This window comes from Erwinia sp. AC075 (assembly GCF_979253995.1).
This window is the reverse complement of the sequence record NZ_CEEDEU010000001.1, coordinates 3,364,774-3,391,600: the sequence shown is the minus strand read 5'-3', so window position 1 is coordinate 3,391,600 and position 26,827 is coordinate 3,364,774. Positions and strand designations below refer to the sequence as shown.

General features: G+C 54.9%; 24 protein-coding genes. 15 read left to right on the top strand and 9 right to left on the bottom strand.

Annotation, left to right across the window (positions count from 1 at the left end):
* Nucleotides 1-166 precede the first annotated feature (166 nt).
* The 5 genes from fhuE to AC0IXH_RS15960 all read left to right on the top strand — a co-directional run bounded on the left by fhuE (nucleotide 167) and on the right by AC0IXH_RS15960 (nucleotide 7,307).
* Nucleotides 167-2,407: a ferric-rhodotorulic acid/ferric-coprogen receptor FhuE gene (gene fhuE / locus AC0IXH_RS15980; protein WP_471720708.1), complete on the top strand. Its 2,241-nt coding sequence runs from the start codon at nucleotides 167-169 to the stop codon at nucleotides 2,405-2,407.
* The gene (gene fhuD / locus AC0IXH_RS15975) at nucleotides 2,397-3,308 is read left to right on the top strand and encodes a Fe(3+)-hydroxamate ABC transporter substrate-binding protein FhuD (protein ID WP_471721156.1); all 912 of its coding nucleotides are present in this window, start codon (nucleotides 2,397-2,399) and stop codon (nucleotides 3,306-3,308) included. The genes fhuE and fhuD overlap by 11 nt, the downstream gene beginning before the upstream one ends.
* On the top strand, nucleotides 3,302-5,317 hold the full coding sequence (gene fhuB, locus AC0IXH_RS15970; RefSeq protein ID WP_471720707.1) for a Fe(3+)-hydroxamate ABC transporter permease FhuB: 2,016 nt from the start codon (nucleotides 3,302-3,304) through the stop codon (nucleotides 5,315-5,317). Before fhuD ends, fhuB begins: the two co-directional genes overlap by 7 nt.
* Before the next feature lie 188 nt (nucleotides 5,318-5,505).
* Nucleotides 5,506-6,042 (top strand): helix-turn-helix domain-containing protein, encoded by a 537-nt coding sequence (locus AC0IXH_RS15965; protein WP_106381901.1) that lies wholly within the window; start codon nucleotides 5,506-5,508, stop codon nucleotides 6,040-6,042.
* Between the two features lie 2 nt (nucleotides 6,043-6,044).
* Nucleotides 6,045-7,307, top strand: a complete 1,263-nt coding sequence (locus tag AC0IXH_RS15960) for a type II toxin-antitoxin system HipA family toxin (RefSeq protein ID WP_013200377.1) — start codon at nucleotides 6,045-6,047, stop codon at nucleotides 7,305-7,307.
* Nucleotides 7,308-7,394: 87 nt separating this feature from the next.
* Here AC0IXH_RS15960 and AC0IXH_RS15955 read toward each other — a convergent pair whose 3' ends face one another.
* From AC0IXH_RS15955 to AC0IXH_RS15935, 5 genes are all read right to left on the bottom strand, one after another.
* Nucleotides 7,395-8,294 carry a polysaccharide deacetylase family protein gene (locus AC0IXH_RS15955; protein WP_013200378.1) on the bottom strand — a complete coding sequence of 300 codons (900 nt, stop codon included), beginning with the start codon at nucleotides 8,292-8,294 and terminating at the stop codon, nucleotides 7,395-7,397.
* A 4-nt stretch (nucleotides 8,295-8,298) separates the two neighbouring features.
* Nucleotides 8,299-9,045 (bottom strand): SDR family NAD(P)-dependent oxidoreductase, encoded by a 747-nt coding sequence (locus AC0IXH_RS15950; RefSeq protein ID WP_106381904.1) that lies wholly within the window; start codon nucleotides 9,043-9,045, stop codon nucleotides 8,299-8,301.
* Nucleotides 9,042-10,058: a ketopantoate reductase family protein gene (locus AC0IXH_RS15945; protein ID WP_346566818.1), complete on the bottom strand. Its 1,017-nt coding sequence runs from the start codon at nucleotides 10,056-10,058 to the stop codon at nucleotides 9,042-9,044. Before AC0IXH_RS15945 ends, AC0IXH_RS15950 begins: the two co-directional genes overlap by 4 nt.
* A gap of 13 nt (nucleotides 10,059-10,071) precedes the next feature.
* The gene (locus tag AC0IXH_RS15940; RefSeq protein WP_013200381.1) at nucleotides 10,072-11,379 is read right to left on the bottom strand and encodes an MFS transporter; all 1,308 of its coding nucleotides are present in this window, start codon (nucleotides 11,377-11,379) and stop codon (nucleotides 10,072-10,074) included.
* A gap of 339 nt (nucleotides 11,380-11,718) precedes the next feature.
* Complete coding sequence (locus AC0IXH_RS15935) at nucleotides 11,719-12,489, bottom strand: IclR family transcriptional regulator (protein ID WP_013200382.1); 771 nt, start codon at nucleotides 12,487-12,489, stop codon at nucleotides 11,719-11,721.
* A 140-nt stretch (nucleotides 12,490-12,629) separates the two neighbouring features.
* On the opposite strand from AC0IXH_RS15935, the gene AC0IXH_RS15930 reads away from it, so the two are divergent.
* Both AC0IXH_RS15930 and AC0IXH_RS15925 read left to right on the top strand, forming a co-directional pair.
* Complete coding sequence (locus AC0IXH_RS15930; protein ID WP_471720706.1) at nucleotides 12,630-13,331, top strand: alpha/beta fold hydrolase; 702 nt, start codon at nucleotides 12,630-12,632, stop codon at nucleotides 13,329-13,331.
* Between the two features lie 97 nt (nucleotides 13,332-13,428).
* Nucleotides 13,429-13,875, top strand: coding sequence for a DUF3828 domain-containing protein (locus tag AC0IXH_RS15925; protein WP_013200384.1), 447 nt, complete (start codon nucleotides 13,429-13,431; stop codon nucleotides 13,873-13,875).
* A gap of 29 nt (nucleotides 13,876-13,904) precedes the next feature.
* On the opposite strand, the gene AC0IXH_RS15920 is transcribed toward AC0IXH_RS15925, so the two are convergent.
* Nucleotides 13,905-14,840: a VirK/YbjX family protein gene (locus AC0IXH_RS15920; RefSeq protein ID WP_471720705.1), complete on the bottom strand. Its 936-nt coding sequence runs from the start codon at nucleotides 14,838-14,840 to the stop codon at nucleotides 13,905-13,907.
* Nucleotides 14,841-15,919: 1,079 nt separating this feature from the next.
* On the bottom strand, nucleotides 15,920-16,315 hold the full coding sequence (locus tag AC0IXH_RS15915; RefSeq protein ID WP_041691865.1) for a transposase: 396 nt from the start codon (nucleotides 16,313-16,315) through the stop codon (nucleotides 15,920-15,922).
* A 544-nt stretch (nucleotides 16,316-16,859) separates the two neighbouring features.
* On the opposite strand from AC0IXH_RS15915, the gene AC0IXH_RS15910 reads away from it, so the two are divergent.
* Together AC0IXH_RS15910 and AC0IXH_RS15905 are read left to right on the top strand one after the other, a co-directional pair.
* Nucleotides 16,860-18,116, top strand: coding sequence for an MATE family efflux transporter (locus AC0IXH_RS15910; protein ID WP_013200387.1), 1,257 nt, complete (start codon nucleotides 16,860-16,862; stop codon nucleotides 18,114-18,116).
* Between the two features lie 8 nt (nucleotides 18,117-18,124).
* Nucleotides 18,125-19,078 carry an ATP-grasp fold amidoligase family protein gene (locus tag AC0IXH_RS15905; protein ID WP_013200388.1) on the top strand — a complete coding sequence of 318 codons (954 nt, stop codon included), beginning with the start codon at nucleotides 18,125-18,127 and terminating at the stop codon, nucleotides 19,076-19,078.
* A gap of 56 nt (nucleotides 19,079-19,134) precedes the next feature.
* On the opposite strand, the gene AC0IXH_RS15900 is transcribed toward AC0IXH_RS15905, so the two are convergent.
* Nucleotides 19,135-19,416, bottom strand: coding sequence for a YjcB family protein (locus AC0IXH_RS15900; RefSeq protein WP_013200389.1), 282 nt, complete (start codon nucleotides 19,414-19,416; stop codon nucleotides 19,135-19,137).
* 763 nt (nucleotides 19,417-20,179) lie between these two features.
* On the opposite strand from AC0IXH_RS15900, the gene AC0IXH_RS15895 reads away from it, so the two are divergent.
* Together AC0IXH_RS15895 and dgcN are read left to right on the top strand one after the other, a co-directional pair.
* A complete protein-coding gene (locus AC0IXH_RS15895; protein ID WP_167738393.1) occupies nucleotides 20,180-20,317 on the top strand; it encodes a hypothetical protein in 138 nt (45 codons plus the stop codon).
* Nucleotides 20,304-21,587, top strand: a complete 1,284-nt coding sequence (gene dgcN / locus AC0IXH_RS15890) for a diguanylate cyclase DgcN/YfiN (protein ID WP_471720704.1) — start codon at nucleotides 20,304-20,306, stop codon at nucleotides 21,585-21,587. Before AC0IXH_RS15895 ends, dgcN begins: the two co-directional genes overlap by 14 nt.
* Here the strand turns inward: dgcN and soxS are convergent.
* Nucleotides 21,584-22,012: a superoxide response transcriptional regulator SoxS gene (gene soxS / locus AC0IXH_RS15885; protein ID WP_013200391.1), complete on the bottom strand. Its 429-nt coding sequence runs from the start codon at nucleotides 22,010-22,012 to the stop codon at nucleotides 21,584-21,586. The two genes, dgcN and soxS, sit on opposite strands and share 4 nt — an antisense overlap.
* A 91-nt stretch (nucleotides 22,013-22,103) precedes the next feature.
* Here soxS and soxR point away from each other — a divergent pair, with 91 nt between their 5' ends.
* The 4 genes from soxR (at nucleotide 22,104) to AC0IXH_RS15865 (ending at nucleotide 26,747) form a co-directional block, all read left to right on the top strand.
* Nucleotides 22,104-22,562, top strand: coding sequence for a redox-sensitive transcriptional activator SoxR (gene soxR / locus AC0IXH_RS15880; RefSeq protein ID WP_013200392.1), 459 nt, complete (start codon nucleotides 22,104-22,106; stop codon nucleotides 22,560-22,562).
* A gap of 72 nt (nucleotides 22,563-22,634) precedes the next feature.
* Nucleotides 22,635-23,297, top strand: a complete 663-nt coding sequence (locus tag AC0IXH_RS15875) for a glutathione S-transferase family protein (protein WP_013200393.1) — start codon at nucleotides 22,635-22,637, stop codon at nucleotides 23,295-23,297.
* A 282-nt stretch (nucleotides 23,298-23,579) separates the two neighbouring features.
* Complete coding sequence (locus AC0IXH_RS15870) at nucleotides 23,580-24,929, top strand: NCS2 family permease (protein WP_013200394.1); 1,350 nt, start codon at nucleotides 23,580-23,582, stop codon at nucleotides 24,927-24,929.
* 168 nt (nucleotides 24,930-25,097) lie between these two features.
* Nucleotides 25,098-26,747, top strand: coding sequence for a Na+/H+ antiporter (locus AC0IXH_RS15865; RefSeq protein WP_013200395.1), 1,650 nt, complete (start codon nucleotides 25,098-25,100; stop codon nucleotides 26,745-26,747).
* The last annotated feature ends 80 nt before the right edge of the window (nucleotides 26,748-26,827 follow it).

Below are 26,827 nucleotides of genomic sequence, written 5' to 3'. Positions count from 1 at the left end.
ACCTTTGCAAGATTCCTTGAAGCCAAATGATTACTATTCACATTCTCATTTCGTGCGCATCGCACCTGATGTGAGTTCAGCCGGATAACAGTGGCAAGCTGCACCGGCGTAGAAAGACAAAAAAGAAGCCTCAGCTTCCAATAATAAAATTCTATGGGATACGGTTATGTCTTCATTTGGCAGGGAAAAAGGGCCGCAATCACGCGCGCCTGAGAACAAAACACGCGTCAATTTTTCACTCCCGGCACTGGCGATGCTGGTGCTGGTAAACCCTGCGCTGGTGCAGGCCGCCGACAGTAATAGCGCTGCTCCGGCAGCAAATGCCGCCGTAACCCCGGCCAAAACCTCTTCTGCTCCATCCACCACTCAGCAGGATATGGTGGTTGGCGCAACGGTGGACGATTCTGCCGACGAGCAGCAGGATTACAGCGTAAAAACCACCACCGCCGGCACCAAAATGCTGCTGACGCCACGCGATGTGCCCCAGTCGCTCAGCGTGGTGACCAAACAGCGTATGCAGGACCAGAACCTGCAGTCGGTCGGCGATGTGTTAAATAACACCACCGGTATTTCGACGGAAGTGATCGACAGCGAGCGCGCATCTTACTTCTCCCGCGGATTTATGATCAGCAGCTACACCTACGATGATATTCCCAGCTCGGTTAGCGATACCTGGAACTTTGGCGATGCGGCAGAAGACACGGCGATTTATGACCGCATCGAAGTGGTCCGTGGTGCTACCGGCCTGATGACCGGTGCCGGAAACCCGGCGGCATCCGTCAATATGGTGCGTAAGCAGGCGGACAGCCGTGAATTTACCGGCAACGTCAGCGCCAGCTACGGCAGCTGGAACAAGCAGCGTTCTGTGGCGGATGTCTCCGGTCCCTTAAACGAGGCGGGCACCGTGCGCGGCCGTGTGGTGGCGGGCTATCAGGATCAGGACGGGCAGCTGGATCGCTACCACAAAACCAAGAAATTCCTCTACGGCGTGGTCGATGCCGATCTGACTGAAAACACCACGCTGTCGCTGGGCTACGACTATCAGCAAACCAACACCAGCGACCCGACCTGGGGCGGCTTGCCAACCTGGTACAGCAACGGGGTGAAAACCCATTACACCCGCAATACCAGCACCTCGACCGACTGGACGCATTACGACATCAACTCGCGCAAGGTCTTCGCCAATATTCGCCATGATTTTGATAACGGCTGGAGCTTCCGGGTCAATGGCACCCATGCCGAAGAGACCTTTAACGATGCCTTGCTGTATATAGAAGGTTTCCCGGATGCCACGACGGGCGAAGGCACCACCGGCTTTGGCAGTAAGGATCGAGGAACGCGTAAGCTTGAATCCGTTGACGCCTATGCCAGCGGGCCGTTCGACCTGTTTGGCCGCCAGCATGAGCTGATCACCGGGGTGAGTTACAGCCGTCAGCGCAATACCACCTACAGCGCGGATGGTCCAATAGACAGCGAACAAATGGGCAGCTTTGGCAGTAACTGGGACGGCAACGTCGCCGAACCGGAGTGGGGCGACTGGTATCAGAACCTGGACGACACCGTTCGTCAGAAAGCGGGCTATATCGCCGCGCGTTTTTCACTGGCCGATCCGCTGTCGCTGATTTTAGGCAGCCGTTACACCCAGTGGAGCACCATCGGCTCCAGCGGCGACGTGCATAAAAACAACCTCACGCCGTATGCGGGCCTGGTGTATGACATCAACGACTCTCTGTCGGCCTACGCCAGCTACACCTCGATCTTCCAGCCGCAGACCTATCGCGATCGCAACGGCACTTACCTCTCGCCGGTGACCGGAAAGAACTACGAAACCGGCCTGAAATCTGACTGGATGAACGGGCGTCTGACGGCCACCTTCGCCATCTTCCGCATCGAGCAGGAGAACGTGGGCCAGGCCGATGGCTCCAACTTCGTCAATGACAGCAGCGAGCAGGCCTATTATGCCGCGCAGGGCACGGTAAGTAAGGGGGCTGAATTCGAAATCAATGGCGCGGTGACCGACAATCTGCAGCTGACCTTCGGCGCGACGCGCTATGTGGCCAGGGATGATACCGGCGCGCGCTTAAACAGCAATATGCCGCAAACGCAGCTCAAACTGTTCAGCCGTTATCAGCTGCCGATGCTGCCCGATTTGACCATCGGTGGCGGCGTAAACTGGCAGAACAAGACCTTCCAGGACGCTACCGGGCCGGATGGCGAAACGACGCGCGTCTATCAAAGCAGCTATCCGCTGGTTGATCTGTTTGCCCGTTACCAGCTGACCAAACAGCTGGCGGTGCAGGCCAACGTCAACAATGTCTTCGATCGCACCTATTACTCCTGGCTGAGCGACTACGCGGTGTATGGCGATGAACGCAACTACTCCGTCAATCTCTCCTATGCCTTCTGATAGCGTAGCGCCGGGCACGTCAGCCAGCATCGACAGACCGCGTCGCCGCCTGGTCACCGCGTTGATGCTGTCGCCGCTGCTGGTGGGCTTTCCGCTTCGGGCGGCTGAGCCTGCCCGGCGCATTATTGCGCTGGAATGGCTGCCGCTGGAAATGCTGTTTGCCCTTGGGATCACCCCGATGGCGGCGGCCGATACCCGCGATTATCAGCTGTGGGTGCGCGAACCGGCGATACCCGCCAGCGTGATTGATGTCGGCACGCGTTCCGAACCCAATCTTGAGTACATCGCTGAACTGAAGCCTGACCTGATCCTCTATTCGCAGGGCTATGGCCCGCGCGAGGCGCAGTTACGCGCTATCTCACCAGCACAGGCGGTGGCGTTCACCGATGAGCACGGCCAGCCGTTGCAGACGGTGCGGGCAGGGCTGGTGACGCTTGCGCAGCGGTTGAATTGCCAGGCGGCTGCGCAACATCATCTGGCCTGGTTCGATCGCCAGCTGGCTGACGCGCGCGAACAGCTGGCGGCTTACCGCCATCAGCCGTTACTGGTTTTCTCACTTATTGATGAAAGACATGCGGTGATCCTCGGTGAAACCAGCCTGTTTGGTAACGTGATGCAGCAACTGGGGATTAAAAATGCCTGGCAGGGAGATAACGGCTTTTGGGGAACGGCAACGGTGGGGATTGAACGTTTAGCCAGCCTGCCGGCCTGCCGGGCGATTTGTCTGGATCATGGCGATGAAGCCGCCAGGACGCGCATTCGCGCCACGCCGGTCTGGCAGGCGATTCCCTTTGTACGACAAAACAGCGTGCGTACCGTGCCCGCCATCTGGATTTTTGGCGCAACCCTCACCGCGATGCAATTTTGCCGCATGCTGCAGGGACTGGAGAAACAATGGTGACGTTGAACGCACGGCGGGCAGGCAAACCGCACCGCACACCCTTTGCGCTGATCCTGCTGACGCTGGCGGTTGCCGCCACGCTGATACTGAGCCTCAGCAACGCGCAGCAGCTGCTTCCCCACCATCTGTGGGCGGCGACGATCCTCCATCCTGATAAAACCGATATCCAACAGGTTCTGTTTTATTACAGTTTCCTGCCTCGCGTGGCGATCTCGCTGCTGGTTGGCGCGGGGCTGGCGCTGGCCGGCGTTTTATTCCAGCAGGTGTTACGCAATCCGCTGGCCGAACCCGCCACCCTTGGCGTCGCCAGCGGCGCGCAAATGGGCGTCACCCTGGCCAGCCTGGGCATGTTGCCCGCCGGTATTGTCGGTCAGCAAGGTGCCGCAATGCTGGGCGCGCTGGTGATTGCCGTGGTGGTGTTTGGCACCGCCTGGGGTAAAAAGCTTTCTCCCGTCACCCTGATCCTCGCGGGGCTGGTGCTGAGCCTGTATTGCAGTGCCCTTAACAGCCTGCTGGCGATCTTCCATTTTCAGGAACTTCAGAGCCTGTTTTTATGGAGCAGCGGGGCGCTCAATCAGCAGGACTGGTCAGCGGTACAGTCTCTTCTGCCAAGGCTGATCCCGTGCCTGCTGCTGGCGCTGATGCTGGTCAGGCCGCTGACCTTACTGGGTGTGGATGATGATGTGGCCCAACAGTTAGGGCTGGGGCTGTCGTCTGCCCGCTTTGTCGCGCTGGCGCTGGCGGTGGTGTTGAGCGCCTTTATGGTGAATGCCGTCGGCGTGGTCGGCTTTATCGGCCTGTTTGCGCCATTGCTGGCCAAATTACTCGGTGCCCGACGCCTGTTGCACCGGCTACTGCTTGCGCCGGTGTTAGGGGCCTTGCTGCTGTGCCTGTCCGATCAGGCGATGGTGATGCTGGCGCGCGTCTGGCAAGAGGTGCCGACGGGCGCGGCAACGGCGTTGATCGGCGCACCCGTTCTGCTTTGGCTGTTACCCCGCCTGCGACACGCCAGCCAGCCTGCAGTCTCCGGCCAGTATGGCGAGTTACCGACTGAGCGCCAGCGGCCAGCAGGATGGATTGCCGGTGGCGGCGTTCTGCTGCTGGCGACATTAGTGGTGGTGCTGATGTTCGGACGCGACAGCCAGGGCATTCATTGGGCGGGTGGCGACCTCTGGCGCGTCTGGCCCTGGCGCTGGCCGCGCACCCTGGCGGCGTTGAGTGCCGGTGTGATGCTCGCCGCAGCGGGCACCTTGATACAGAAACTCACCGCCAATGTCATGGGCAGTCCGGAAGTGTTAGGCATCAGCGCCGGCGCGGCGTCAGGGGTGGTGCTCACTCTGTTCCTGCTGCCCGCCGGCGGATTCGCAGCGATGTTAGTGGCGGGGAGCGGCGGCGCGGCAATCACCCTGGCGGCCATTTTGCTGGTGGCGGGCAGGCGCCATTTCTCCACCCAGCGCCTGTTACTGGCGGGCATTGCCTTAGGCACGCTGTTTTCTGCCATCATTTCACTGTTACTGGCCAGCGGCGATCCGCGCCTCGGTAACCTGCTGAGTTGGATTTCCGGTTCGACTTACGGCGTCGAGCCGCCGCAGGCCATCGCCAGTGCGGTGCTCGCCCTGGTGCTAATGCTGTTAATGCCGATGTGCCGTCGCTGGCTGAACGTTATGCCGTTGGGCGGCGATACCGTCAGAGCGCTGGGCGTACCGCTGATGCGCTCCCGACTGATCGTTCTGTTGTTAGCCTCGATACTGACGGCGGGCGCAACCTTAACGGTCGGCCCATTGAGTTTTATCGGGCTGATGTCACCGCATATGGCGCGCATGCTCGGTTTCCGCCGCGCGATGCCGCAACTGGCGATGGCCGCGATCGTCGGTGCACTGCTGATGCTGCTGGCCGACTGGTGTGGCCGGATGGTGTTATTCCCCAACCAAATCCCGGCCGGACTGCTCACCACCTTTATCGGCGCGCCGTACTTTATTTTCCTGCTCAAATCACAGGGAAAAGGGTGATGTAGGTTGGCGGGGAGTGAAGCCTGTTAGTGGTGGGTAAAATGATAGTATTTTATTGAAAAACACCCAATAACGATAAAATATTATCGTTATTGTATCGCTCAATAAACGCGCAATAGATGGAAAGTATTTTTAAAAGTGATAATATTATGACGTTTTTATCCTTAAAAAGCGGAAATAGTATCGTTATGGCACAAAAAACAGCTCCCTTATTACCTCATACCCAAAAGCTGCTGGCAGGGTTGGGCGAGCGTCTGAAAATGGCCCGCTTACGAAGGAAACTGACCGCCAAACAGGTTGCAGAGCGTGCGGGCATGACAGCGGTAACCCTTCGCTCATTGGAGTCTGGCAGCGCGGGAGTGACAATAGGTGCCTGGCTTTCAGTTATGCAGGTCCTTGGGCTGGAAAACGATCTGGCAAAGATGATTGCCGATGATGAGCTTGGTCGACAGCTTCAGGACGCCCGTCTGATGGGTGAGAAAACTGTGAGAGCCAGGAAACCAATTCAGACCGATAAGATTGAGCGACGCAATCGGACCAAAGCCGCCACGGTTAAATCAGACGAGCTGATTGCCACATTCGATAACTCCTCCGCTAAAGAGCCGGCCAGCCCTGAATATAAGTCAGTGCAGAACAAGGGATTGAGAGAACCCGCAGCAGTAGGTAAAACGGCAACCGAATTGGTTGCCCTACTGAAACCAGTCAACAAAAAGGATGAGGACTGACAATGACCATGATCGGTGTCTATGCAGATTGGGAAGGACTGCCTGCTGCGAAACGAATTGGATTTCTGCATGTCCGTAAGACACGTGCGCGGGAATTATTTGAGTTTCAGTATGATCCCCTCGCATTAGCCGATCCCAGCCTGGGGTATCTGCAACTTGACCCTGATATTCATTTGTATCCGGGACCCCAATACCCTTCTCAGCATCGCGAGAGTTTCGGGGTCATTGGTGATTCCAGTCCTGATAGATGGGGGCGAGTCCTGATGGATCGACGTCTTGAAAGGGATATCAGAGCCGGCACTGAGCCCGGGGGAACACGGCTTTATGAGTCGGATTATCTGCTGGGTGTACACGATCTCTATAGAGTCGGTGCGCTTCGTTATCGCCGTGAAGATCGTGGGGAGTTTCTTGACGACAGAGCAGGGATCGCCGCGCCACCCTTTACGGAAATTCATGCTCTGGAAAGGGCCAGCATCGCGTTGGAGCAGGATCCTGATAACCGTGATCCTCAGGGGCAGGAGTGGTTGCGAATGCTTATTGCACCGGGCGGATCCCTGGGGGGAGCAAGACCTAAAGCCAGTGTGGCTGACGATCAGGGCAGGCTGTGTATCGCAAAATTTCCCAGCGCACGAGACGACTACGATGTCGGTGGCTGGGAAATGGTAGTGAATGTGTTGGCGAAAGGATGTGGACTGAATGTGGCCGCTGCTGAGGCCAGAAAATTTGCGAGCGACTATCACTGTTTTATGGTCAGACGTTTTGATCGCACAGAACACGGGCGGCGCCTGCATTTTGCCTCGGCGATGACAATGACCCGACACCTTGATGGCGATGATGCCTCCAACGGCGTTAGCTATCTTGAACTTGCTGATGTCCTTATCAGGCAGGGTTCTCAGACCAACAAAGATCTTCGCGAGTTGTGGTCAAGAATTGTATTCAACATTCTGGTGTCCAATACGGACGATCACTTGCGTAATCATGGTTTTATTTTGGTTCCCGGTGCCGGATGGCGGCTTTCAGAAGCCTATGACATGAATCCTGTCCCCTTCGCGGATGGTCTCAAATTGAATATCACTGAGGCTGATAATGCGCTTGATCTTGAACTGGCACGGGAAGTTGCAGGTTACTTTCGTGTTCGCTCGGATGATGCCAACGAAATCATCGAAAATTTCAGTGATGTTGTGGCTCAATGGCGAGTGATTGCGAATGGATTGGGGCTGCCAAACCGCGAGCAGGATCGCATGGCCCCAGCGTTCCGAAGTTAACCTATCCCGGCAAATATCCCAATGCTGATCGCCCGCCTTCATCATCATTCCCTCTCCGCGCTTGTTCTACGGAGAGGGACGGATCGGCTATTCAGCGTGTTCCTTTACCCATCGCACGATATCGGCATGGGTGGCAAACCAGGCGCCATGCGAGCGACCGAGCTTGATGATCTCTTCCAGGATCCACACCCGCGAACGGGCAGAAATAATATGCGGATGCATGGTGAGCTGGAACAAGCCGCCATCCTGATGGGCATATTCCAGCTCGCGGCGGAAAATATCGTACACCGCTTCCGGTGGCGTATAAGGGCGTAAGGCCTGAAAACGGTTCATCATAAAATAGACCGCATCATCGCGGATCCACTCCACGGGAAGCTCGACCACGCCGGTCTGTTCACCGTCCAGCAGCAGCTCGTAGCAGTTCTCGTCCGCCATTAATGAAGAGTCGTACAGCAACCCCATCTCTTTGGCGATCCGCAGCGTGTGCGGGCTGAAATCCCACGAGGGCGTGCGCATCCCCACAGGCCGGTTGCCGGTTACCTTTTCCAGCGTCTCGGACGCTTTCAGCATCAGGCTGCGTTCATCCTCATACGACAGCACCGAGTTCAGCTCATGGATCCAGCCATGCAGCGCGATTTCGTGTCCTTGTGCGGTCAGTCTGATTTGCTCTTCAGGGTAAAGCAGGGCGCACACCGCCGGGACGTAAAAACTGGCCGGCACATCCGCCTTGCTCAGCAGCGCTTCGATACGGGGAATGCCAACGCGGGTACCAAACTGGCCCCAGCTCATGCGGCCAAAGGATTTTCCGCCTTCCCGCAGCTCATTGGTTTCATGGTCGCTGTCAAAAGAGAGCGCGATAGCGAAGGGCGCGTTATTCGGCCAGTGCGTAGGCTTCAGGGTTTTCCCCGCTCTGACGTGATTAACCTTCTGCTGCCAGATTTCGTCCGGCCACTGCCAGGGTTCCTGCTGTGATTCTGTCGGGTGCATGGGCTTAACTACCTCCATCAACTGAGATGATTTGTCCGTTAATAAATGAAGACAGATCGGACGCCAGCCACACGGCGGCATTCGAAATATCGCGGGCGGTGCCCAGACGGCGAAGCGCAATACTGTTCAGCAGCTGCTGCTGGCGTTCCTCGCCAAAGTTATCCCACTGTTTTTTCGTGGCTTCATTGGTGAAGACAAAGCCTGGCGCGATGGCGTTAACCCGGATACCAAACGGCCCGAGTTCATGGGCCAGCTGGCGGGTCAGGCCGAGTACCGCGTGTTTGGAGGCGCAATAGGCCTGCACGCCAGTCAGCGAAGCTTTTAACGCCGCACCGGAGCTGATGTTGATAATGTTTCCCTGCCCGGCCTGCTTCATTAATGGCGCGGCGGCCCGGCACAGGGCAAAAGTGGCACCCAGATTGATGTCGACCACGCTGTCCCAGTCGGCATCGCTCACCTCTTCAATTGCTTTTCCCTGCTGGCCCGCCACGCCACCGGCATTGTTGACCAGAATATCCACCGGCCGGCTGCCATTCTGGCTCAGCTCCGCAATCCAGCTGGCGGCGGCTTCGCGGTCACACAAATCCACCTGCCAGTTGATAATGCCTTCCTGCTCCAGCCCGGCCAGCGCACGGATATCGCATACGTGCACTTCTGCGCCAAGCGAGGCGAAATGCAGCGCCATCTCGCGGCCGAAACCAATGGCACCGCCACTGATTGCGATGCGTTTACCACTGAATGAAAGGGTCATATAAGCAGCTCATTAAGATTGTTTTCGACCAGCGGACGTTCGCCGCGTTCGATTTGATGGATCTGGGCGATCAGCGCGTTGAGTGCAGGCGTTGGAATGCCGTGATCGCCGGCGATGCGGACAACGATGCCCAGCTGACCGTCCACTTCCGTCGGGCGCTTGCGGATCGCCAGATCGCGCCATATTCCCGAATGGGTTTTGGTATTAGGCCGGTTAAATTCGACCATGTTATGAAAGGTGCTGTTAATGGCTTCAACGCTGGCACCCGCGCGGAAAGCCTGCGGATCGAAGCCATTAAAGCCCTTCAACGCAATGCCTTCGGCATCAGCAACCTGCACAATCTCCCGCGCCAGCGCCAACAGAACCGGGCGGATATCCTCGCGCGCCAGACAATCGGCAATGCCTTTTTCACCCACTGCCTGCGCAAACAGCAGCGAGGCATAGCCCAGTTTTCCCCACAGCCAGCCCGACAGTTCTTCAGACTGGATAATGCCCGGTTCAAAGTGGCTTAAATCGGCGTGCAGCGTGGCCAGACGCGGTGTCAGCCTGCCATCCAGCTCGCCAATCACCGCAGCACCCCGATTGGAATAGTTGATTTCTCCAGGCGCGGTCCAGTCGGCATAGAAATTAATAAAGGCGCCGACGGTGCGCTCTTCACCGACGATCTGGCTGATGGTGCTTTCGCACAGGCCATTTTGCAGTGATAACACATAGCCGTCGGCGTCGAGGAAAGGCGCCAGCTGGCGCGTGGCGTCCGCAGTGTGATGCGCCTTCACCGCCAGAAAAATGCGCTGCCACTTACCGCTCAGTTCCGAAGGGTGAAACGCCTTAGCCTGAACGGTGAAGCTGTCGACCTCGCCGGTAATCTTCAGTCCGCGGTGCGGATCGCGAATGCACTCCACATGCTGGCTATCGACGTCAACAAAGGTAACGTCATAGCCTGCCCGCAGCAGCCAGGCCCCGACGGTTCCGCCGATCGCGCCTGCACCCCAAATCAAAATATCTTTGCTCATGGTTGTTCTCCGGTTAGCGCAGGGCTTCAGTGGCCGTTTCACGCAGGCGCATAATCACCAGCCCCGATGCCAGGCCTGCCAGCATCAGATAGAAGGTCGGCGATACCGGTGAACCGGTAAATTCGATCAGCCCGGTGGCAATAAACGGCGCAAAGCCGCCAAAAATCGCCGTGGACAAGCTGTAGCCAATCGACAGCAGCATGGTGCGCGAAGCCGTTGGGAAGATTTCGCACAGCGCAGCCGGCGCCGCACCGGAAAAGGCCGCAATAAACAGGTTGAAGACGATCTGCACCGCCAGCACCACGTAGAAGGACTTATACGCCAGCACCAGCGAGAACAACGGGTAGGGAAGGATCACGAAAGCCGCGCAGCACATCAGCAGCAGAGGTTTGCGGCCAATACGGTCGGAAAGGGCACCAAAAAACGGAATGGTCAGCACCATCACCGCCAGCGCAATGGCGTTGGAGGTCAGCGCCTGGGTCTGGGTGAAGCCGACCTGCTTATTCAGGAAGGTGGGCATATAAGAGAGCATCACATAATAGGAAACCGTCCAGATGATGGCGAAACCAAAAGTCTGCGCCATCATGCGTATCGCCGGTCCCATCGGGGTTTTGGTCACCGCTTTCGGCTTGCCCTGGGCTTCAATAAAAGCCGGGGTCTCTTCCAGATTCCGTCGCATATACACCCCGACCGGCAGCAGCAGCACACCCAGCAGGAACGGAATGCGCCAGGCCCAGTCCACCATCTGTTGCTCGCTGAAAATCAGGGTGATCCCCGCCACCACCAGGCTGGTGATCAGCTGCGAAGAAGCGATGGCCGCCTGGCCCAGCGCACCAAAGAAACCACGGCGGTCCGATGGGGCCGATTCGACAACAAAGGCGGTGGCGGTGCCCCATTCCCCGCCGGCAGACAGGCCCTGGATCAGGCGAATGGTGACCAGCAATATGGGTGCGAGCATGCCAATGGTTTCGTAGGTCGGCAGTAAGCCAATGCCGACGGTGCCGAGCGCCATCCCGTAGATGGTGATACGCAGCGCCACGCGGCGGCCATATTTATCGGCAATGCGGCCAATCACGGCACCGCCTAATGGTCTTGCGAGGAAGCCAACGCCAAAGGTGGCAAAGCTGGCCAGCAGACCGGTGGCACCATCGCCCTGATAAAAATTACGGGCGATCAGCGTGGCCATATAGGCGAAGATAATGAAGTCATAGTATTCAAGAACATTGCCGATCATCGCGGCAAACAACTGCCGCCGCTTGTGCCGCGTCAGGCTGTCGGCAGGATAGAGATTCATTTCCTGGGTGAACTGGTCTTGGCTCATAGTCAGGCTCTCAGTCAGAACTGCATGAAAAATGAATGTTCATATATATGAACTTAAATTCTCATATATGAATTCATCCTGACACACAGCTGAAAGCAGATCCAGCCTGCCGGCAACATCGGCACAGGGCAAAAAATCGTCAATTTAGCGCGGCGGTGTGATCGAATTTATGCGGGTTTGTAGTATTAAAGAGTGGTGATGATGAGAAAGGTGAAATTACTCACCTTCCGTTGGTTTATATGCAGCGTTAAACACTGTGGTGAACATCAGCCAGCAGGCCAGATAAAAAAGTGAGAAATAAGAAGTTCGTATCATTCTGCGCATTTTCGCAGAACCCGATCAGCCCTTCTCCGCAGCCTGGAACAGCGCCGTTAAACGCTGTCCCTGTTCCAACACCGTGCGGATAATGGCGGATTTTTTATCGCTAAAGCGGGCCGAAACCGATGAGACGTTCAGCGCAGCAATTGGCTCGCCGTTGCTGTCGCAAATCGCCGTACAGACGCCGGTGCCGCCAACGTCGACCTCATCTGCGGAAATGGCGTAATTTCTCGCACCGGCCTGGTTGATCAACGCTTCCAGTTCAAGCGGATCGGTCACGGTGTATTTTGTCCAGGGTGACAACGGGCTGCGGGCCAGCAACGCCTGGCGTTGCGCCGGGTTTTTGAATGACAAAAACATCCTGCCCATCGCGGTGCAGTGGATTGGCAGCAGCATGGTTGGCGACATCTCATAACGGATAGCCTGTGAGGAGAGAGCCTGATGCACCAGACGGATCTTGCCTTCAGAGGTCATCACGCCGAGGCTGACGGTTTCTTCCAGCTCACTGGCCATCTGCTCCATGATCGGTTTGGCCAGCGACAGCACCTGAGTCAGCTTCGCGCCGCCCCAGCTGAAGCCATGCAGACGAAACATCTCGTTAAGCCGGTAGATGCCGCGATCGTTCTTAACCAGGTAGCCGCGCACGCACAGGGTACGCAGTAACCCCAGGGCACTGCTTTTCGGCAGGCTGAAGGTCTCGGAGATAGCGGCAAGGCTGGCTTCCCTTTCGTCCTCACTGAAATACTCCAGCAAATCCAGAACCCGGGCGGCCGAGCGAACGACATCATTCATAACCATTCCATATGTGTGCGGTTGTGCGTATATATGAACACTATACCTTTATCACGCCGGCAATGCATCCGCTGAGCCAATCGCCATCACCAGCGTCGCCTGCTATCCTGCGGGCAGGCAAAAAACAAAGGAAAAACAAGATGGCGGGACTGGTTTTACTGCCGGGCGTAATGTGTGACGCCGGATTACGGCAGGCAATGACCGACGAGCTGGCGGCGTTTGGTCCATTGGTATTTGGCGATCTGTCGCAGGATAGCTCGCTGGAGGCGATGGCGGCGCGGGTACTGCAACAGGCACCCGAACGCTTCACGCTGGTCGGCTTTTCGATGGGCGGATTTGTGGCGCGCGAAATGATCCGTCAGGCGCCAGAAAGGGTGGAAAAATTGATACTGATTGCCACCTCCAGCCAGCAGGACAGTGAACAGGCTCAGGCCTTTAAGGCGGCGACGGCGAAAACGCTGCAGTCTGCACGCGGCGCGTTTCGCGGTCTTGGCCATAAGGCCATTGCGCTGTCGCTCAGTGAAAAGCATGCCGGCGATGAAGGATTACAGCAGCAGGTGCTCGCCATGAGCCAGCGGATGGGAAGGGAAGCGTACTGTCGTCAGCTGCTGATGGCCCGCAACAGCGACACGGCACTTTTACCGCAGATAACCTGCCCAACCCTGGTGATTGCTGCAGCTGAAGATCGGATGCGGACGTTACGTGAATCCGAAGTGCTGCGCGATAACATTGCCGGTGCAACGCTTACCGTGATTGAAGATTCCGGCCATATGCTGCCGCTGGAACAGCCGCAAGCGCTGGCCACGGTGATGACGCGCTGGCTGACGGCGCATCCGCTATAAACATTTACCAAAAATAACGCAGATAATCGCTCAAATACTGTCGCGAAAGGGTAAATTAGCGGGGCATTTTGGCATTCCCGGGTAGAGATGGCATTAGATGAAAAGATGGTTACTGGCACCGGTTATCGTGCTGATGGCTTGGCAGGTTGCGGCGGCAGAACACCGCAGCGATCCTGAAGCGGTCAGCCAGAGTTTTTACAGTTGGTATCTGACAGCGTTAAGCAAAGATGAGAGTCCCATCGATGAGCACGATCCGCTGCTCAACACCTATGTGACGCCTGAGCTGCTGAGCAAAATCAATGTGCTGATCAAAAGTCCGGATGGCATGGACGATGATTTCTTCCTGCAGGATCAGGATTACAGCGATTCCTGGGTCGATCATGTCAGCGTCGGGCGCTTTACCCTGAACGGGCTTACCGCCACGGGCGACGTCACTCTGGGTAACGATCCCAACGATCAACAGCTGCTGGTGGTGACACTGCAAAAAAAAGGCGCGATCTGGAAGATCGATGACGTGGAAAAAGAAGAGAATAAGCAGCCCTGACCTCTGCACAGGGCTGGACCTTCCTGATATCAGGCGATGACCTGACTGAATTGCTCACGCAGCGTATCCAACAGATCGTACCGTTTACGGTACTCCGAACGCTTTTTACTGGCGATCTCTTCCAGCGGCTTCCTTGGGAAGCTCAGCGGCAACGAGTAGAGCTTGTTGCCTGACGGCTGGGCATTCAGCGTTTCCCAAAACTCGTTATAGCTGGCATGGAACAGGCTGCGTTTCTTCAGACGATAGCGCAGGCTGCGGAAGATGTGGCCATTGTCGCTGACCGCCTCAATTTTCGTCACGCCCGTCTCGGCACAGATAAGCGACAGGGTTTCCATTAACAGCCGTTTTGGAAACAGGCCATAGCACGCCTTGGTCGCTTCGCGGATCAGCTCATGCGGCGTATCGCGATGAGCACCCTGAATACCGCCAATCATCGCCACCTTCTCACCGTCGACCGTTGTCACTGCAAAGGTCAGCATCGCCAGCTGCACGCCATCCCGGCGGAACAGCAGGTTCACTTCACCTTCACGTTCGCACCGGCCGGTACAGGCCAGGGTGACGGTAAAGGTTTCGCCGTTTTTACCGGCAAAATTCACCAGCTCCACGCCCTGTTGGGTCAGCATCGCCTGGCGCAAGCGCAGGGAGGACAGCTGCTTCACATACTGGTAATGGCTGATGATGGCGTGGGTGCGCGCGGCCATCGGCATGCCATTATAAAGGTAAGGGCGGTGGATCTTGCTCGGCAGCGTGTGTTGGATCGGCAGAACCTCGCGCATCACCGGCTCTTCGGTGATCGCCGTCAGCATCTTGTGGGTGGCGACAGGCCAGGCCAGCGAGCGGAACAGATACTTGATGCGATACTCCGGGTCATACCACAACTTGCCCGGCTTAACTTTTCCGGAGATCAGTGACAGAAAAAAGGTCAGGCTGTTTTCCTGATGGGGAACGAGTGTGGTATCGGTCATGGTCGGCATTCCAGGGATGAAAATGACAGTCAACCATGATCACGCTCAACGTTTGGTAAACATCCTGGCCGCGAATGGCCCTGTTCGCAGTCGGTTGAAGCGGCGTTTAATTTGCTGACGACTTAAGGCAAATCAAGGTGATAAACGGCCCGCTAATGAGGCTATTGGACTCAAGCCCGGTTCACGGGTGCGCTTGTTCAGGCTGCCTGCGGGCTATAGCCTGCCTGCTTCTTTGCTCACTCTCCCACCAATCCCGCGGGTAAAGCTTCTTTCTCGGCTGGCCGCAAATGCGCGGTTTATTATGTCAAATCTGTGAAGCGCACCGTGTTTTTAGGACAATACCGCAGGCCGAATAGCGGTTACACCGCACTCTTTTACCAGGCACAGTCTCTAATTGTTCCGCTATAAGAATAATCGTTAATGATAATCACCCGCTTTTTGGACAGTGTACGGACGCTTCTTAATGGTAAAGGCGCGCTTTTTGAGACGGTTTTTATATTCTCAAACCAGCCTTAACTCAAATTTCCAGTTCATCTAAAGGTTAATATCGGCGAAAGGTAAGGGCGAACACATTAGAAAATCCGTGATTATGATTCCTTTGGCGAACGCTTCAGAGGCCTAAAGGGTGTAAATCTTAAGTGTTACTTTATGGTTTCTTACAGTATGACTGGCTCTGATCGTGACGGATGCACCATCAGGCGGGGTTTTAAGCCAAATTGGTGAGTAGCATATGAAATGCACTTTTGCCCAAAAGATGAAAACCATGAACCATTGATTAAAAGAGAATGTTAACGGAATTTGAAGGTGGGCGGGTGTTTTTTGACCTTCCGGTTAGCGAGGTTAATGTCAGGAAAGGCGCATTTATCTTTGGGTTCAAAGATAAATGCGCTCAGAAGGGATTGAAACAGATGGGTTTTTAGCTGGTGGTTAGTAAATATACAGCCTAACAGGGGACAATCCAGACAATTAACTCATCAAGAAAAAGCGTCTCCAGAAAATCGAACCGTACTTTTCAATTAGCATTGGGAATATTTTATTTTGGTCCTGCGTCTAATATAGAAACGTGCTGTGGATCTCAATTAATGGTTTTCAATGTTGTACGGGTAATGATACACGCTACGGCTAATATCCAGCAGGCGGCAACTGCGGCGAGTCCCGATATCAAAGGTATCCTGAAGGTAATTAACGGCCTGGCGCTTGTCATTGGTAGTAAAGAAGTTTTTAAGCACGCTTTGCAGCATCTCTTTGTCGGAGTTAAGGGTCTGCAGCTCGCGCTCCATGTTATGCACTTTCTCCTCCAGGTCTTTGATTTTACGGCCTTCTTCAGAAGATAAACCGGCAAATTTCTTCTTCCAGCTATAGAAGGTCGCTTCAGAGATACCCAGTTCGTCGCAGATCTCTTTCACCTTTACACCGCATTCCGATGCTTTAATGGCACTGGTGATTTGCTCTTCTGTATATCGTGACTTTCTCATAAATGCTCTTCCCTTTCTTAACAATAATGTGATGAGAACGACTGCAATAATTAGTGGATCTGATTATTCCAAAAATCACAGCAGTGTCGTTAAGTGCGCGATTTGAATGGCAGGGATTAAGTTAAGTGATTATGAAGAAATATCATCATGGGATTTCTCCTATTTTATTTCCAAACCCCTTAGTTAGCTTTCGATATGCAGGTTTTTGATATAAATTCGTCTCATGAAATCTTCAATGCCAACATGTGATTCAGAATACTCCCGCATGTGCAGCCTGAAATTTGTGCCATGATAATTAGCGCCAAAAAGTGACTTGTGAAAAGGTTTACATGAATTTAAGCGCGTAATTACCCTGGCTATTTTTCAGCGGTGAAGCGCTCAGACAAAAAAACGCATTTGATTGCGAGCGGATTAGGAATTGTCCGTATTATAAATTTTAGGTCCATTTTTATCGCCAGGTATATTGAGCGTTAATCTTTTCCGTTTTCGACATGGACGTGCCGAGTTATTGCAATAAGTGATTAGTTTTACAAAGGATGCTTCGATGAAACACAGCGCAATGTCAAACGCCATCTGGATGATGTCGGAAAAGGTCGTTTCCGTATTTGGAGTGATATTTGTCACATCCTATGTCGCAAAATCCTTTGGCCCCTCAATATTCGGGCAAATAGCATTTTCTGCATCACTTTTTTCAATTGTTCAGACTATCGCTATTTTCGGTACTGAAACCATTCTGTTTAAAAGTATCAGCAAAAGTGCGCCAAAAGGAATACGGCTGATGGCGGTGGCCAAACAGCTGAGAATGGTTTTGTTGTTAGTCTTATCTTTGCCGGTATTAATTTACGTCTGGCTGGAGATGCGGGAAAACTTTTTGGTTTTTGCGGTCGCGTCATTCTTGTCGGCAATGTTTGTTACGCAGGATATCTTCAGCGTTTACAACAATGCCCGGTTAGAGTCCCGGATGAACACGGTGGCGAATGCCACGGGAATGATCATCAGTTTTGGCATCAGCTTTCTGGTGGCCTGGTTCAAACTGAGTCCTTTGCTGCTGTCGTTTTCAATCGTGGCGGTCACGCTGGTGCCGTACATGATCAAGCGCAGCCGGTTCCTTCAGGCGAACACCATCAGCTCGCCGCCTAAGCGCAAGCACAGAAGCTATTTGCGCTACCTGTTACATGCGGGACTCCCGCTGGCCATCTCCAGCGTGTTCATCTCAATACAGGTTAAGCTGGCACAATTTTTCCTGGTAGGCGTGGGCTCAGCGCATGAGCTGGGGCTGTTTACCGCCGCCAACACTATCTCTGCTTCGTGGATTTTTATCCCGGTAGCGATCATTACATCCTGCTTTTCTGAGATCTTCAGGGAGCGTGCGGATGTGGCAGTAAAACTGGCCGCAAGGCTGAATGGCTATGTAATGGCAGTTTCCTTTTTGATGCTTCTTGTCGTCGCGCTGTTTGGCGAAAAGATCATCACTACCCTTTATGGGCATGACTACACACAATCAGGAAATCTCGTTACGTTATTGTCGTTAGCAACCTGCTTTTCGGCAATGGGAACAGTAGCTTACCGCTACATGGTGAAGGAAGGTGGTTTTAATTACCTGCTGGTCAAGATCGTGGTGCTGGTCGTAATTAGCGTGGCAACCAACTGGTTCTTCATCCGTTTCTGGGGATTAACAGGCGCAGCCTGGAGCGTTCTGGTCACCGAACTGCTCTCCCTGACCGTAATGAATTATTTCTTTAAGAATGCCGTCATTCTTAAAATACAGCTTTCCTCACTTAACTACAAAACATACAAATGAGGTAAAAAATGTTAAAACTCAAAGCAGAATTGAGAAAAGGCGTCTTATACCTGCTCAAGAAAATGCCATGGTCTTATCAGGACCGAGTTTACTATTTTCACACTTTTAAGCGGTTACCTAACATTCGCCAGCCGAAACTGTTTAATGAGAAAATTCTGTACCGCAAATTCGTCACTGGCGACTATGTTCGTTATGGGAATCTTTCGGATAAAGTTTTAGTGCGCGATTACATAGCAAAAACAATTGGTGAAGAGTATTTAATTCCTTTGCTGCATGAAACGGCCGATCCGATTTCATTGCTGGGGCTTAAATCCTTAAAAAACACCGTTATTAAACCGAACCACGGTTCTGGTATGGTAGAAATCTTTCTTGAAGAACCAGACTGTATTCAAAAACAGTTGCTGGTGCGCCGCTGTGAAGAGTGGTTGCGCTGTGATTTCTCGCATCAGTCGCGGGAAATTCATTATCGCTACATTAAGCCGCGCATTCTGGTGGAAGAGTATGTTGGTGATGGCAAGTTTGCCGCCATCGATTACAAATTCCACATGTTCAACAAGAAAGACGGCAACTTTGAGTACGTGCTGCAGATCATCTACAACCGCTGTGGCAACTCACCGCTGTCGATGAACTTCTACGTCAACAACCTGGAGCAGTGCTTCTACAAGATCCGCGATACCGGACTGGATATCAGCGGGGATATGGAAACGTTGAAGAAGGCGCTGGAGCTGAGCAAAAAGCTGGCCAGTGACTTCGACTATGTTCGCGTTGACTGGTACATCAGCGAAGGGCAAATCTTCTTTGGTGAGCTGACCTTTACGCCAGGTGCCGGCATGGTGACCGGGCTGGATATGGGCCTGGATAAGATGATGGGTGATATGTGGTTGCAGGAACACAAAGCAGCCGTATTGCCAGCAACGTCAGGAAGCGTTACGCCGCTGCCGGTGGCCTTTAAGAAGTTTTGATTGAGCCGAATACAATAACGAGCCGCTGACTCTCTGAGTCAGCGGCTCGTTTGTTTTCAGGGCATAGGATAATCAGTTGGGGTGTGGCTCATCACGTCGATAAACACATCTTTGGTGATGTGCCAGAAGTTATGCAGGTTATCCATACTCAGAGTGATACCTAACAGCCCGGTAACGAACCAGCATGACATGCCGATACCCACGCCGGTGAAGACAAAGGCAATGCCTTTGTGGCTGGCCTGACGGCACTTCACGTTAAAGGTGCTGGCAATAAACATCATTACTGCACTAACCAGTTCCCATCTCATCAATACCAGGCTAGCGGTTAAGGTACCCATATCGTTCAAACTCCGAGATTTACTGCCCTGACAAGAGGCGGTGTCATCACCGATCCAGACGAAAAGTTGCCAGGTTGCTTTTCACTTGAACGGACATAACAGGTCACAGAAGTGTGATGACGGTCACATTATATCACTCGATTTTAAAATTTGAACAAAATTTAGGCCTGGTATGGTAGTTTTTTGTCAGTGGAACATTAAGCCTTTTATTAACTGAGGTTTACCGATTTAATTCCAAAATATGGGGAATAATCCGTATAGGGAAAGAATGAAAACCGTCTTACAGGCTATATTACTGCGCATAATTCCTTATATTTTGGAAAATAATTACTCTCCGATATCAATTTTATCTTTAATTTAAGGCAGTTAGCTTTATTTTGAGACGACAAATGACAATTAAACTCATTATAAATGATTAGCCCGATCGTCCGGTTCCACCTCTTATTTTCAACGGCACTGATGAAAACTCAGCAAAAACAGGTGCTTGATATTGCTAGCAATTAACGGGGTTGTTCCATACTTAAACCTTACTTAGCTTTTATTTGACGCGACTTAAGTCAAATTTCCTCTTTGAGATGAATCTGACCTCTTAAAAGTTGTACAACCCGCCAATGGGTTGTAGGATTTTTCATGGTAAAAATCCTTATAACTCATTCCCTTCCATTTCCACAGGGCGGGATCTCTACACCTCAAATACAGCTCACGCCATATTCGCTAAAGCGAAATGCGGTAACGGAGCAATAAAAACAATAAAGGAGGCTTTGTGTTTTCGACTGACGCAAAACAGCGCCCGCTGACGCCTGATGACGTGGCGATCCTGAGTAGCCACTACGTGTTACGGGTCCAGCACAACCAACAGGGCCACATTACCTCTGTGGAAGCACTCCGTGCACAAGGCTAATTCTACGGCTAAAAAACCGCTGCTGACCTTACGCAAAAGTCTGCAACGCATTCATCTGGTGATCATCGTGGTGTCGCTGTTGTTCAGCGGCATCTCGCTGTCGGTGCTGTCGATGTTTGCCCTGCGCAGCTATGCGGAAAACAATCTCCAGCTGGTGGCCACCACCCTCGGCTACAGCGTGCAGCCGGCGGTGCTGGCGGGCGATGCGGATGCGGCTAACGACATCGTGCGGCAAATCGGGGCGAAGGCGGAGTTTGGCCACGCCAGAATTGTCGATGCCCGTAATCGCCTGCTGGTGAACTGGCCTCCATCCGGGGCGCAACATCATCAGGGCGCCGGGGAGCTGGTCACCCACTGGATTTTCCCGCAGCCTGCCAACGTGCCAATCGTGCACAACGGCAAGGTGATTGGACAGGTGTGGTTGAGCGGTGATGCCAGCCGGGTGCTGCATTATCTTAGCCAGGCGTTGAAGTGGCTGAGCGGCAGCCTGCTGGTGACCGCGCTGCTGGCCTCGTGCCTGTCCAACCGCATGCACGCGGGGATCCTCAGCGGGCTGCAAAATATTGCCTCAGTGGCGCACGACGTACGCCGACGGCGCGCCTTCTCGCTGCGGGTGCCGTCATCGTCGATTGCCGAGCTGAACAAGCTAAGCGGGGATTTCAACAGCCTGCTGGATGAGCTGTCAGACTGGCAGACCCATCTGCAGCGCGAAAACGACTCGCTGGCCCATCAGGCACGCCATGATGCGCTGACCGATTTGCCTAACCGGACAGCGTTTGAGCAGGCGTTGCACACGCTGATGAACAATCCGCAAACCGCCGATCGGGTGGCGGTGCTGTTTATCGATGTTGACCGCTTTAAAGAGGTGAACGATACCTATGGTCACGCTGCCGGGGACAACGTGCTGACGGAAACGGCACATCGCCTGCGTGGCAGGTTGAGGAAAGATGATTTAGTGGCGCGTCTGGGCGGTGATGAGTTTGCGGTGCTGTTGGCGGGCATCGAAAACGGTGAGCAGGCGGCCAGAATGGCTGAAAACGTCATCGAAGCGATGCGCGAGCCAATCAGGCTGACCGACGGCAAGACGGTGGCGCAATCGCTGAGTATTGGCGTGGCGCTGGCCAAAAATCACCGCACCGGCGAGGCGATGATTGCCCAGGCCGATGCGGCGATGTACCACATCAAGGAACTGGGCGGCGGCTGGTACTTCTCCCCGTCATTCTGGGGACAGGATCCGCAGGCCGCGCCAAAGATGCGTAACCGGGCCTAGTTGCAGGCCGGGCTGTTGCTGTCCTGCTGCACTTTGCCGTAAGCGGAGCTGGCAAAGTCGCTGCAGTCGAAGCTGTAGCTCACCTGGCGGGTCAGCGACTGACGGCGCATGGTGTGACGGTAGGCAGTCGGCGTCTGCGAGAACTGGCGGCGGAACACGCGGGAGAAGGTCTGCTGCGAGTCGTAACCGTACTGCATGGCAATATCAAAAACCGGGCGCTGGGTCTGACTCAGCGCTTCGGCCGCCAGCGTCAGCCGACGCTCACGAATATAGCCGCCCAACGTCTGTTTGGTGACGGTGCGGAACATCCGCTGCAAATGCCACTTCGAATAGCCCGATTTCGCGGCCACTTCATCAATCGACAGGGTTTTATCCAGGTTGGTTTCAATCCAGTCGGTAAGGGTGTGGATGATGTCGTCATGCATGCTGCTCTTCTCCCTGGCGAAATAATTTCTGGTCGTCTTCTCAATGGCTGCTGAGTATAATTCCTCAAGTTAACTTGAGGTAAAGAGCTAAGTGAAAAAAAGTCGCAACTGCCCCAACAAGCGAGAACTGACCCCAGGCGACGTAGCGCAACGCTGCGGCGTGGCGGTCTCTGCGCTGCACTTCTATGAAAGCAAAGGGTTAATCACCAGCTTCCGCAATGCCGGTAACCAGCGGCGCTATCACCGCGACGTGCTGCGCCGGGTAGCGATCGTGAAAATTGCGCAGCGCATCGGTATTCCGTTGGCCACCATTGGTGACCATCTGATGCAGCTGCCGGCGGGAAACCGCATGTCGCCGAAAGAGTGGAAGGTGCTGACCGAGAAATGGCGCGAGGAGTTGGATCGGCGCATCGAAACCTTAACCCGGCTGCGTGACGATCTGGACGGTTGCATTGGCTGCGGCTGTTTGTCGATGCAGGATTGCCCGCTGCGCAACCCGGACGACAGGCTGAGCGAGCGCGGCACCGGCGCAATCCTGCTGGAGTCTTAGCGGAAGTGAGCGGCATCAGGCTGTGGCGGAGGGTCTATACTGATAACTCTTCGTATAACACAAGGTTAGAGCATGATCACCGTTCACCATCTGAATAACTCCCGATCGCAGCGTGTGCTCTGGATGCTGGAAGAGCTGGAAGTGCCTTACCAGATCAAACGCTATCAGCGTGAGAGCACCATGCTGGCCCCGGACGCGCTGAAAAAAGTGCATCCGCTGGGTAAATCCCCGGTCATCACCGACGAAAATCGCGTGATTGCCGAATCCGGCGCGATCCTTGAATACCTCGCCGAGCGTTATGACGCAGAAAATCGCCTGAAACTAAATGATGAGGACGAGCGCCTGCAGTCTCGTTACTGGCTGCATTATGCCGAAGGGTCGTTAATGCCGCTGCTGGTGATGAAGCTGATCTTCAGCCGGATGGGCAAGCCGCCGGTGCCGTGGCTGCTGCGTCCCATTGGCAATGCCTTTGGTAAGGGCGTGCAGAAAGGCTATCTGGATAAACAGCTGGCGACCCATCGCGAATTTATCGAACAGCATCTGGCCAGCCACGCGTGGTTTGCCGGCGAGCAGTTCAGCATTGCCGACGTGCAGATGAGCTTCCCGATCCAGGCGCTGACCGCGCGAGGCGGTGCCGCCAACTCCCCGGCCATCCAGGCCTGGCTTGCGAAAGTGCAAAACCGTGCCGCCTGGCAGCGTGCCCTGCAACAGGGTGGTGAAGTGAAGCTCGACTGAATGGATTTCTGCCTGAAATGCCCCTGCGTTTCAGGTTGCTGCAAATATAGGTGCGATCAGGAGTTGATAATGCACTGATAAAGGCTGGATAATCGTTTGCCTTTAAAATAGTGCGGCTTAATGCGTGACGTAGTAAACGTTTGCCTTTTTTCCGACCGTTGCCCGGCTAACGGGTTTTCGCGGTCTGTGAACAGTGCGTCCTGGGATGGTGAAACGTTGAATCAGTCAGCTTCATGCGTCACGCATCAATAACTCATAAGAAATCTCAGGGGATTTTTCACTATGTCGACTCCTTCTCATCAGCCCGGCGGTTCGCTGGACAGCTGGTTTAACATTTCTGCGCGCGGCAGTTCGGTCCGTCAGGAAATTCTGGCGGGCCTGACCACCTTCCTTGCCATGGTTTATTCGGTGATCGTGGTGCCGTCTATGCTCGGCAAAGCCGGTTTTCCGCCGACGGCGGTCTTCGTCTCCACCTGTCTGGTAGCGGGCTTCGGATCGCTGATCATGGGCCTGTGGGCCAATCTACCGATGGCGATTGGTTGTGCAATCTCACTGACCGCCTTTACCGCCTTCAGCCTGGTATTGGGACAGCATATCAGCGTGCCGGTGGCGCTGGGTGCGGTGTTCCTGATGGGGATCCTGTTCACCATCATCTCCGCTACCGGCATCCGTTCGTGGATCCTGCGTAATCTGCCGATGGGCGTGGCGCACGGCACGGGCGTTGGGATTGGCCTGTTCCTGCTGCTGATCGCCGCGGACGGCGTTGGCCTGGTGGTCAAAAACCCTGCGCCGGGCTTGCCTGTGGCGCTCGGTGATTTCGCCTCGTTCCCGGTGATGATGTCGATGGTTGGCCTGGCGGCAATTTTCGGTCTGGAAAAGCTACGCGTGCCGGGCGGCATTCTGCTGACCATTATCGCCATTTCCATTCTCGGGCTGATTTTTGATCCGGCGGTGAAGTACCAGGGGCTGTTTGCCATGCCAAGCCTGAATGATGCCAATGGTCATTCGCTGGTGTTCAGCCTGGACATTCTGGGTGCGCTGAAGCCTGCGGTACTGCCAAGCGTGCTGGCGCTGGTGATGACTGCGGTGTTCGACGCCACCGGCACCATCCGTGCCGTTGCCGGGCAGGCTAACCTGCTGGACAAAGACAATCAGATCATCAACGGCGGCAAGGCACTGACCACCGACTCGGTCAGCAGCATCTTCGCCGGTCTGGTGGGCGCATCGCCTGCGGCGGTGTATATCGAATCGGCGGCCGGAACGGCGGCGGGCGGCAAAACCGGCCTGACGGCAATCGTCGTCGGCCTGCTGTTCCTGGTGATCCTGTTCCTGTCGCCGCTGGCCTATCTGGTGCCGGGTTATGCCACGGCACCGGCGCTGATGTATGTCGGCCTGCTGATGTTGAGCAACGTATCAAAAATCAATTTTGACGATTTTGTTGATGCGATGTCCGGCCTGCTGGCCGCGGTGTTTATCGTGCTGACCTGTAATATCGTGACCGGCATCATGCTGGGCTTCGGTTCACTGGTGATTGGCCGTATTTTTGCGGGCGAATGGCGCAAGCTGAACGCTGGCACGGTGATTATCGCGGTGGCGCTGGTGGCATTCTATGCCGGCGGCTGGGCGATCTAAACCGTCAGGGGCCGCCCGTCGGCCCCTGATTTTAGCCTTTAAATGCATTAATCCCCCGATAGCGCACTTCCTGTTTTTAAACCCACCGCATTTTTGTTTTACTATTCTCTCAGGTCGATCGTTCCGACTGGCATTTGTGTATTTCGCAGGAAGACAGATAAGGACAACATGGAAATCTTCTTTACCATCCTCATTTTGACGCTGATGGTGTCGCTCTCAGGCGTCGCTGCCCGCATCATTCCGTTTCAAATCCCGCTGCCGCTGGTGCAGATCGCCATGGGTGCCTTGCTCGCCTGGCCGACGTTTGGTTTGCACGTCGACTTCGATCCCGAGCTGTTCCTGGTGCTGTTTATCCCGCCGCTGCTGTTTGCCGATGGCTGGAAAACCCCGACCAGTGAGTTTCTGAACCACGGCCGCGAAATTATCGGGCTGGCGCTGGTGCTGGTGTTGATCACCGTGGTCGGGATTGGCTATCTGATTTACTGGCTGGTGCCGGGCATTCCTTTGCTGGCGGCCTTTGCGCTGGCAGCGGTGCTGTCACCGACCGATGCCGTGGCGTTGTCCGGCATTGTCGGGGAAGGGCGCATCCCGAAGAAAATCATGGCGATTTTGCAGGGCGAGGCGTTGATGAACGATGCCTCTGGCCTGGTGTCGCTGAAGTTTGCCGTCGCGGTCGCGATGGGCACCATGGTGTTTACCGTCTCCGGGGCCACCATCGAGTTCCTGAAGGTCGCCATTGGCGGGCTGTTAGCCGGTATCGCCATCTGCTGGCTGTACGGTAAATCGCTGCGTCTGCTCAGCCGCTGGAGCGGTGATGACCCGGCGACGCAAACCGTGCTGCTGTTGCTGTTGCCGTTTGCCTCTTACCTGATCGCCGAACATATCGGCGTGTCCGGGATCCTGGCGGCGGTGGCGGCGGGGATGACCATTTCCCGTTCCGGCATTATCCGTCAGGCACCGCTGGCGATGCGTCTGCGTGCTAACAGCGTCTGGCAGATGCTGGAATTCGTGTTTAACGGCATGGTGTTCCTGATGTTGGGCCTGCAGCTACCGGACATCCTCACCAACTCGATGAATCTGGCTGAAGCCGATCCTAACGTCGATTTCTGGATGCTGGCGCTGTCGGTGGTGCTGATTTACGCCGCGCTGATGATCGTGCGCTTTAGCTGGTTGTGGGCGATGCAGCAGATCAGCAAGCGCCTGCTGAAGAAGAAGCCGATGGAGTTTACCAGTTACTCAACGCGTGAGCTGCTGATTGCCTCGTTTGCCGGCGTGCGCGGAGCGATCACTCTGGCCGGTGTGCTGTCGATTCCGCTGTTCCTGACCAATGGCGATGCCTTCCCGGCACGTTACGAGCTGGTGTTCCTGGCGACGGGCGTGATTCTGTTCTCGCTGCTGGTGGGTGTGATTCTGCTGCCATTATTGCTGCGTGGCATTGAAGGGATGGATAAAACCGCCCATCGTCATGAAGTGCAGATGGCGCGGGCAGTGATGGCCGGCACGGCGATTGAAAGTCTGCACAAGATGGAAGAGCGTCTGGCCGCCGATACCGAAGAGAACATCGATCCGGAGCTGGTAAAAGAGGTCAGTTCGCGCGTGACCGGCAACCTGCGCCGCCGCGTCGACGGCAAAGAGGATTTGGAGCGCGCGCTGTACGCCGAGAATCTGGAGCGCCGCTTCCGCCTGACGGCACTGCGGGCCGAGCGAGGCGAGCTGTATCACCTGCGCGCCACGCAGAAAATCAGCAACGAAACCATGCAGAAATTGCTGCACGATCTCGACCTGCTGGAAACGCTGCTGATCGAGAAAGAAGAGTAAATAGCGCAGGTCGTCTGGATGACTTTCGCCTGCTAGCGTGAGTCGTCTGGATGTGCTGGTGGCAGGGTGAGTGTGGGCTT

Bases quoted from the DNA above. Each gene is read 5' to 3' on its own strand.
- fhuE (WP_471720708.1), top strand. From the start codon at position 167: ATGTCTTCATTTGGCAGGGAAAAAGGGCCGCAATCACGCGCGCCTGAG.
- fhuD (WP_471721156.1), top strand. From the start codon at position 2,397: ATGCCTTCTGATAGCGTAGCGCCGGGCACGTCAGCCAGCATCGACAGA.
- fhuB (WP_471720707.1), top strand. From the start codon at position 3,302: ATGGTGACGTTGAACGCACGGCGGGCAGGCAAACCGCACCGCACACCC.
- AC0IXH_RS15965 (WP_106381901.1), top strand. From the start codon at position 5,506: ATGGCACAAAAAACAGCTCCCTTATTACCTCATACCCAAAAGCTGCTG.
- AC0IXH_RS15960 (WP_013200377.1), top strand. From the start codon at position 6,045: ATGACCATGATCGGTGTCTATGCAGATTGGGAAGGACTGCCTGCTGCG.
- AC0IXH_RS15955 (WP_013200378.1), bottom strand. From the start codon at position 8,294: ATGCACCCGACAGAATCACAGCAGGAACCCTGGCAGTGGCCGGACGAA.
- AC0IXH_RS15950 (WP_106381904.1), bottom strand. From the start codon at position 9,045: ATGACCCTTTCATTCAGTGGTAAACGCATCGCAATCAGTGGCGGTGCC.
- AC0IXH_RS15945 (WP_346566818.1), bottom strand. From the start codon at position 10,058: ATGAGCAAAGATATTTTGATTTGGGGTGCAGGCGCGATCGGCGGAACC.
- AC0IXH_RS15940 (WP_013200381.1), bottom strand. From the start codon at position 11,379: ATGAGCCAAGACCAGTTCACCCAGGAAATGAATCTCTATCCTGCCGAC.
- AC0IXH_RS15935 (WP_013200382.1), bottom strand. From the start codon at position 12,489: ATGAATGATGTCGTTCGCTCGGCCGCCCGGGTTCTGGATTTGCTGGAG.
- AC0IXH_RS15930 (WP_471720706.1), top strand. From the start codon at position 12,630: ATGGCGGGACTGGTTTTACTGCCGGGCGTAATGTGTGACGCCGGATTA.
- AC0IXH_RS15925 (WP_013200384.1), top strand. From the start codon at position 13,429: ATGAAAAGATGGTTACTGGCACCGGTTATCGTGCTGATGGCTTGGCAG.
- AC0IXH_RS15920 (WP_471720705.1), bottom strand. From the start codon at position 14,840: ATGACCGATACCACACTCGTTCCCCATCAGGAAAACAGCCTGACCTTT.
- AC0IXH_RS15915 (WP_041691865.1), bottom strand. From the start codon at position 16,315: ATGAGAAAGTCACGATATACAGAAGAGCAAATCACCAGTGCCATTAAA.
- AC0IXH_RS15910 (WP_013200387.1), top strand. From the start codon at position 16,860: ATGAAACACAGCGCAATGTCAAACGCCATCTGGATGATGTCGGAAAAG.
- AC0IXH_RS15905 (WP_013200388.1), top strand. From the start codon at position 18,125: ATGTTAAAACTCAAAGCAGAATTGAGAAAAGGCGTCTTATACCTGCTC.
- AC0IXH_RS15900 (WP_013200389.1), bottom strand. From the start codon at position 19,416: ATGGGTACCTTAACCGCTAGCCTGGTATTGATGAGATGGGAACTGGTT.
- soxS (WP_013200391.1), bottom strand. From the start codon at position 22,012: ATGCATGACGACATCATCCACACCCTTACCGACTGGATTGAAACCAAC.
- AC0IXH_RS15875 (WP_013200393.1), top strand. From the start codon at position 22,635: ATGATCACCGTTCACCATCTGAATAACTCCCGATCGCAGCGTGTGCTC.
- AC0IXH_RS15870 (WP_013200394.1), top strand. From the start codon at position 23,580: ATGTCGACTCCTTCTCATCAGCCCGGCGGTTCGCTGGACAGCTGGTTT.
- AC0IXH_RS15865 (WP_013200395.1), top strand. From the start codon at position 25,098: ATGGAAATCTTCTTTACCATCCTCATTTTGACGCTGATGGTGTCGCTC.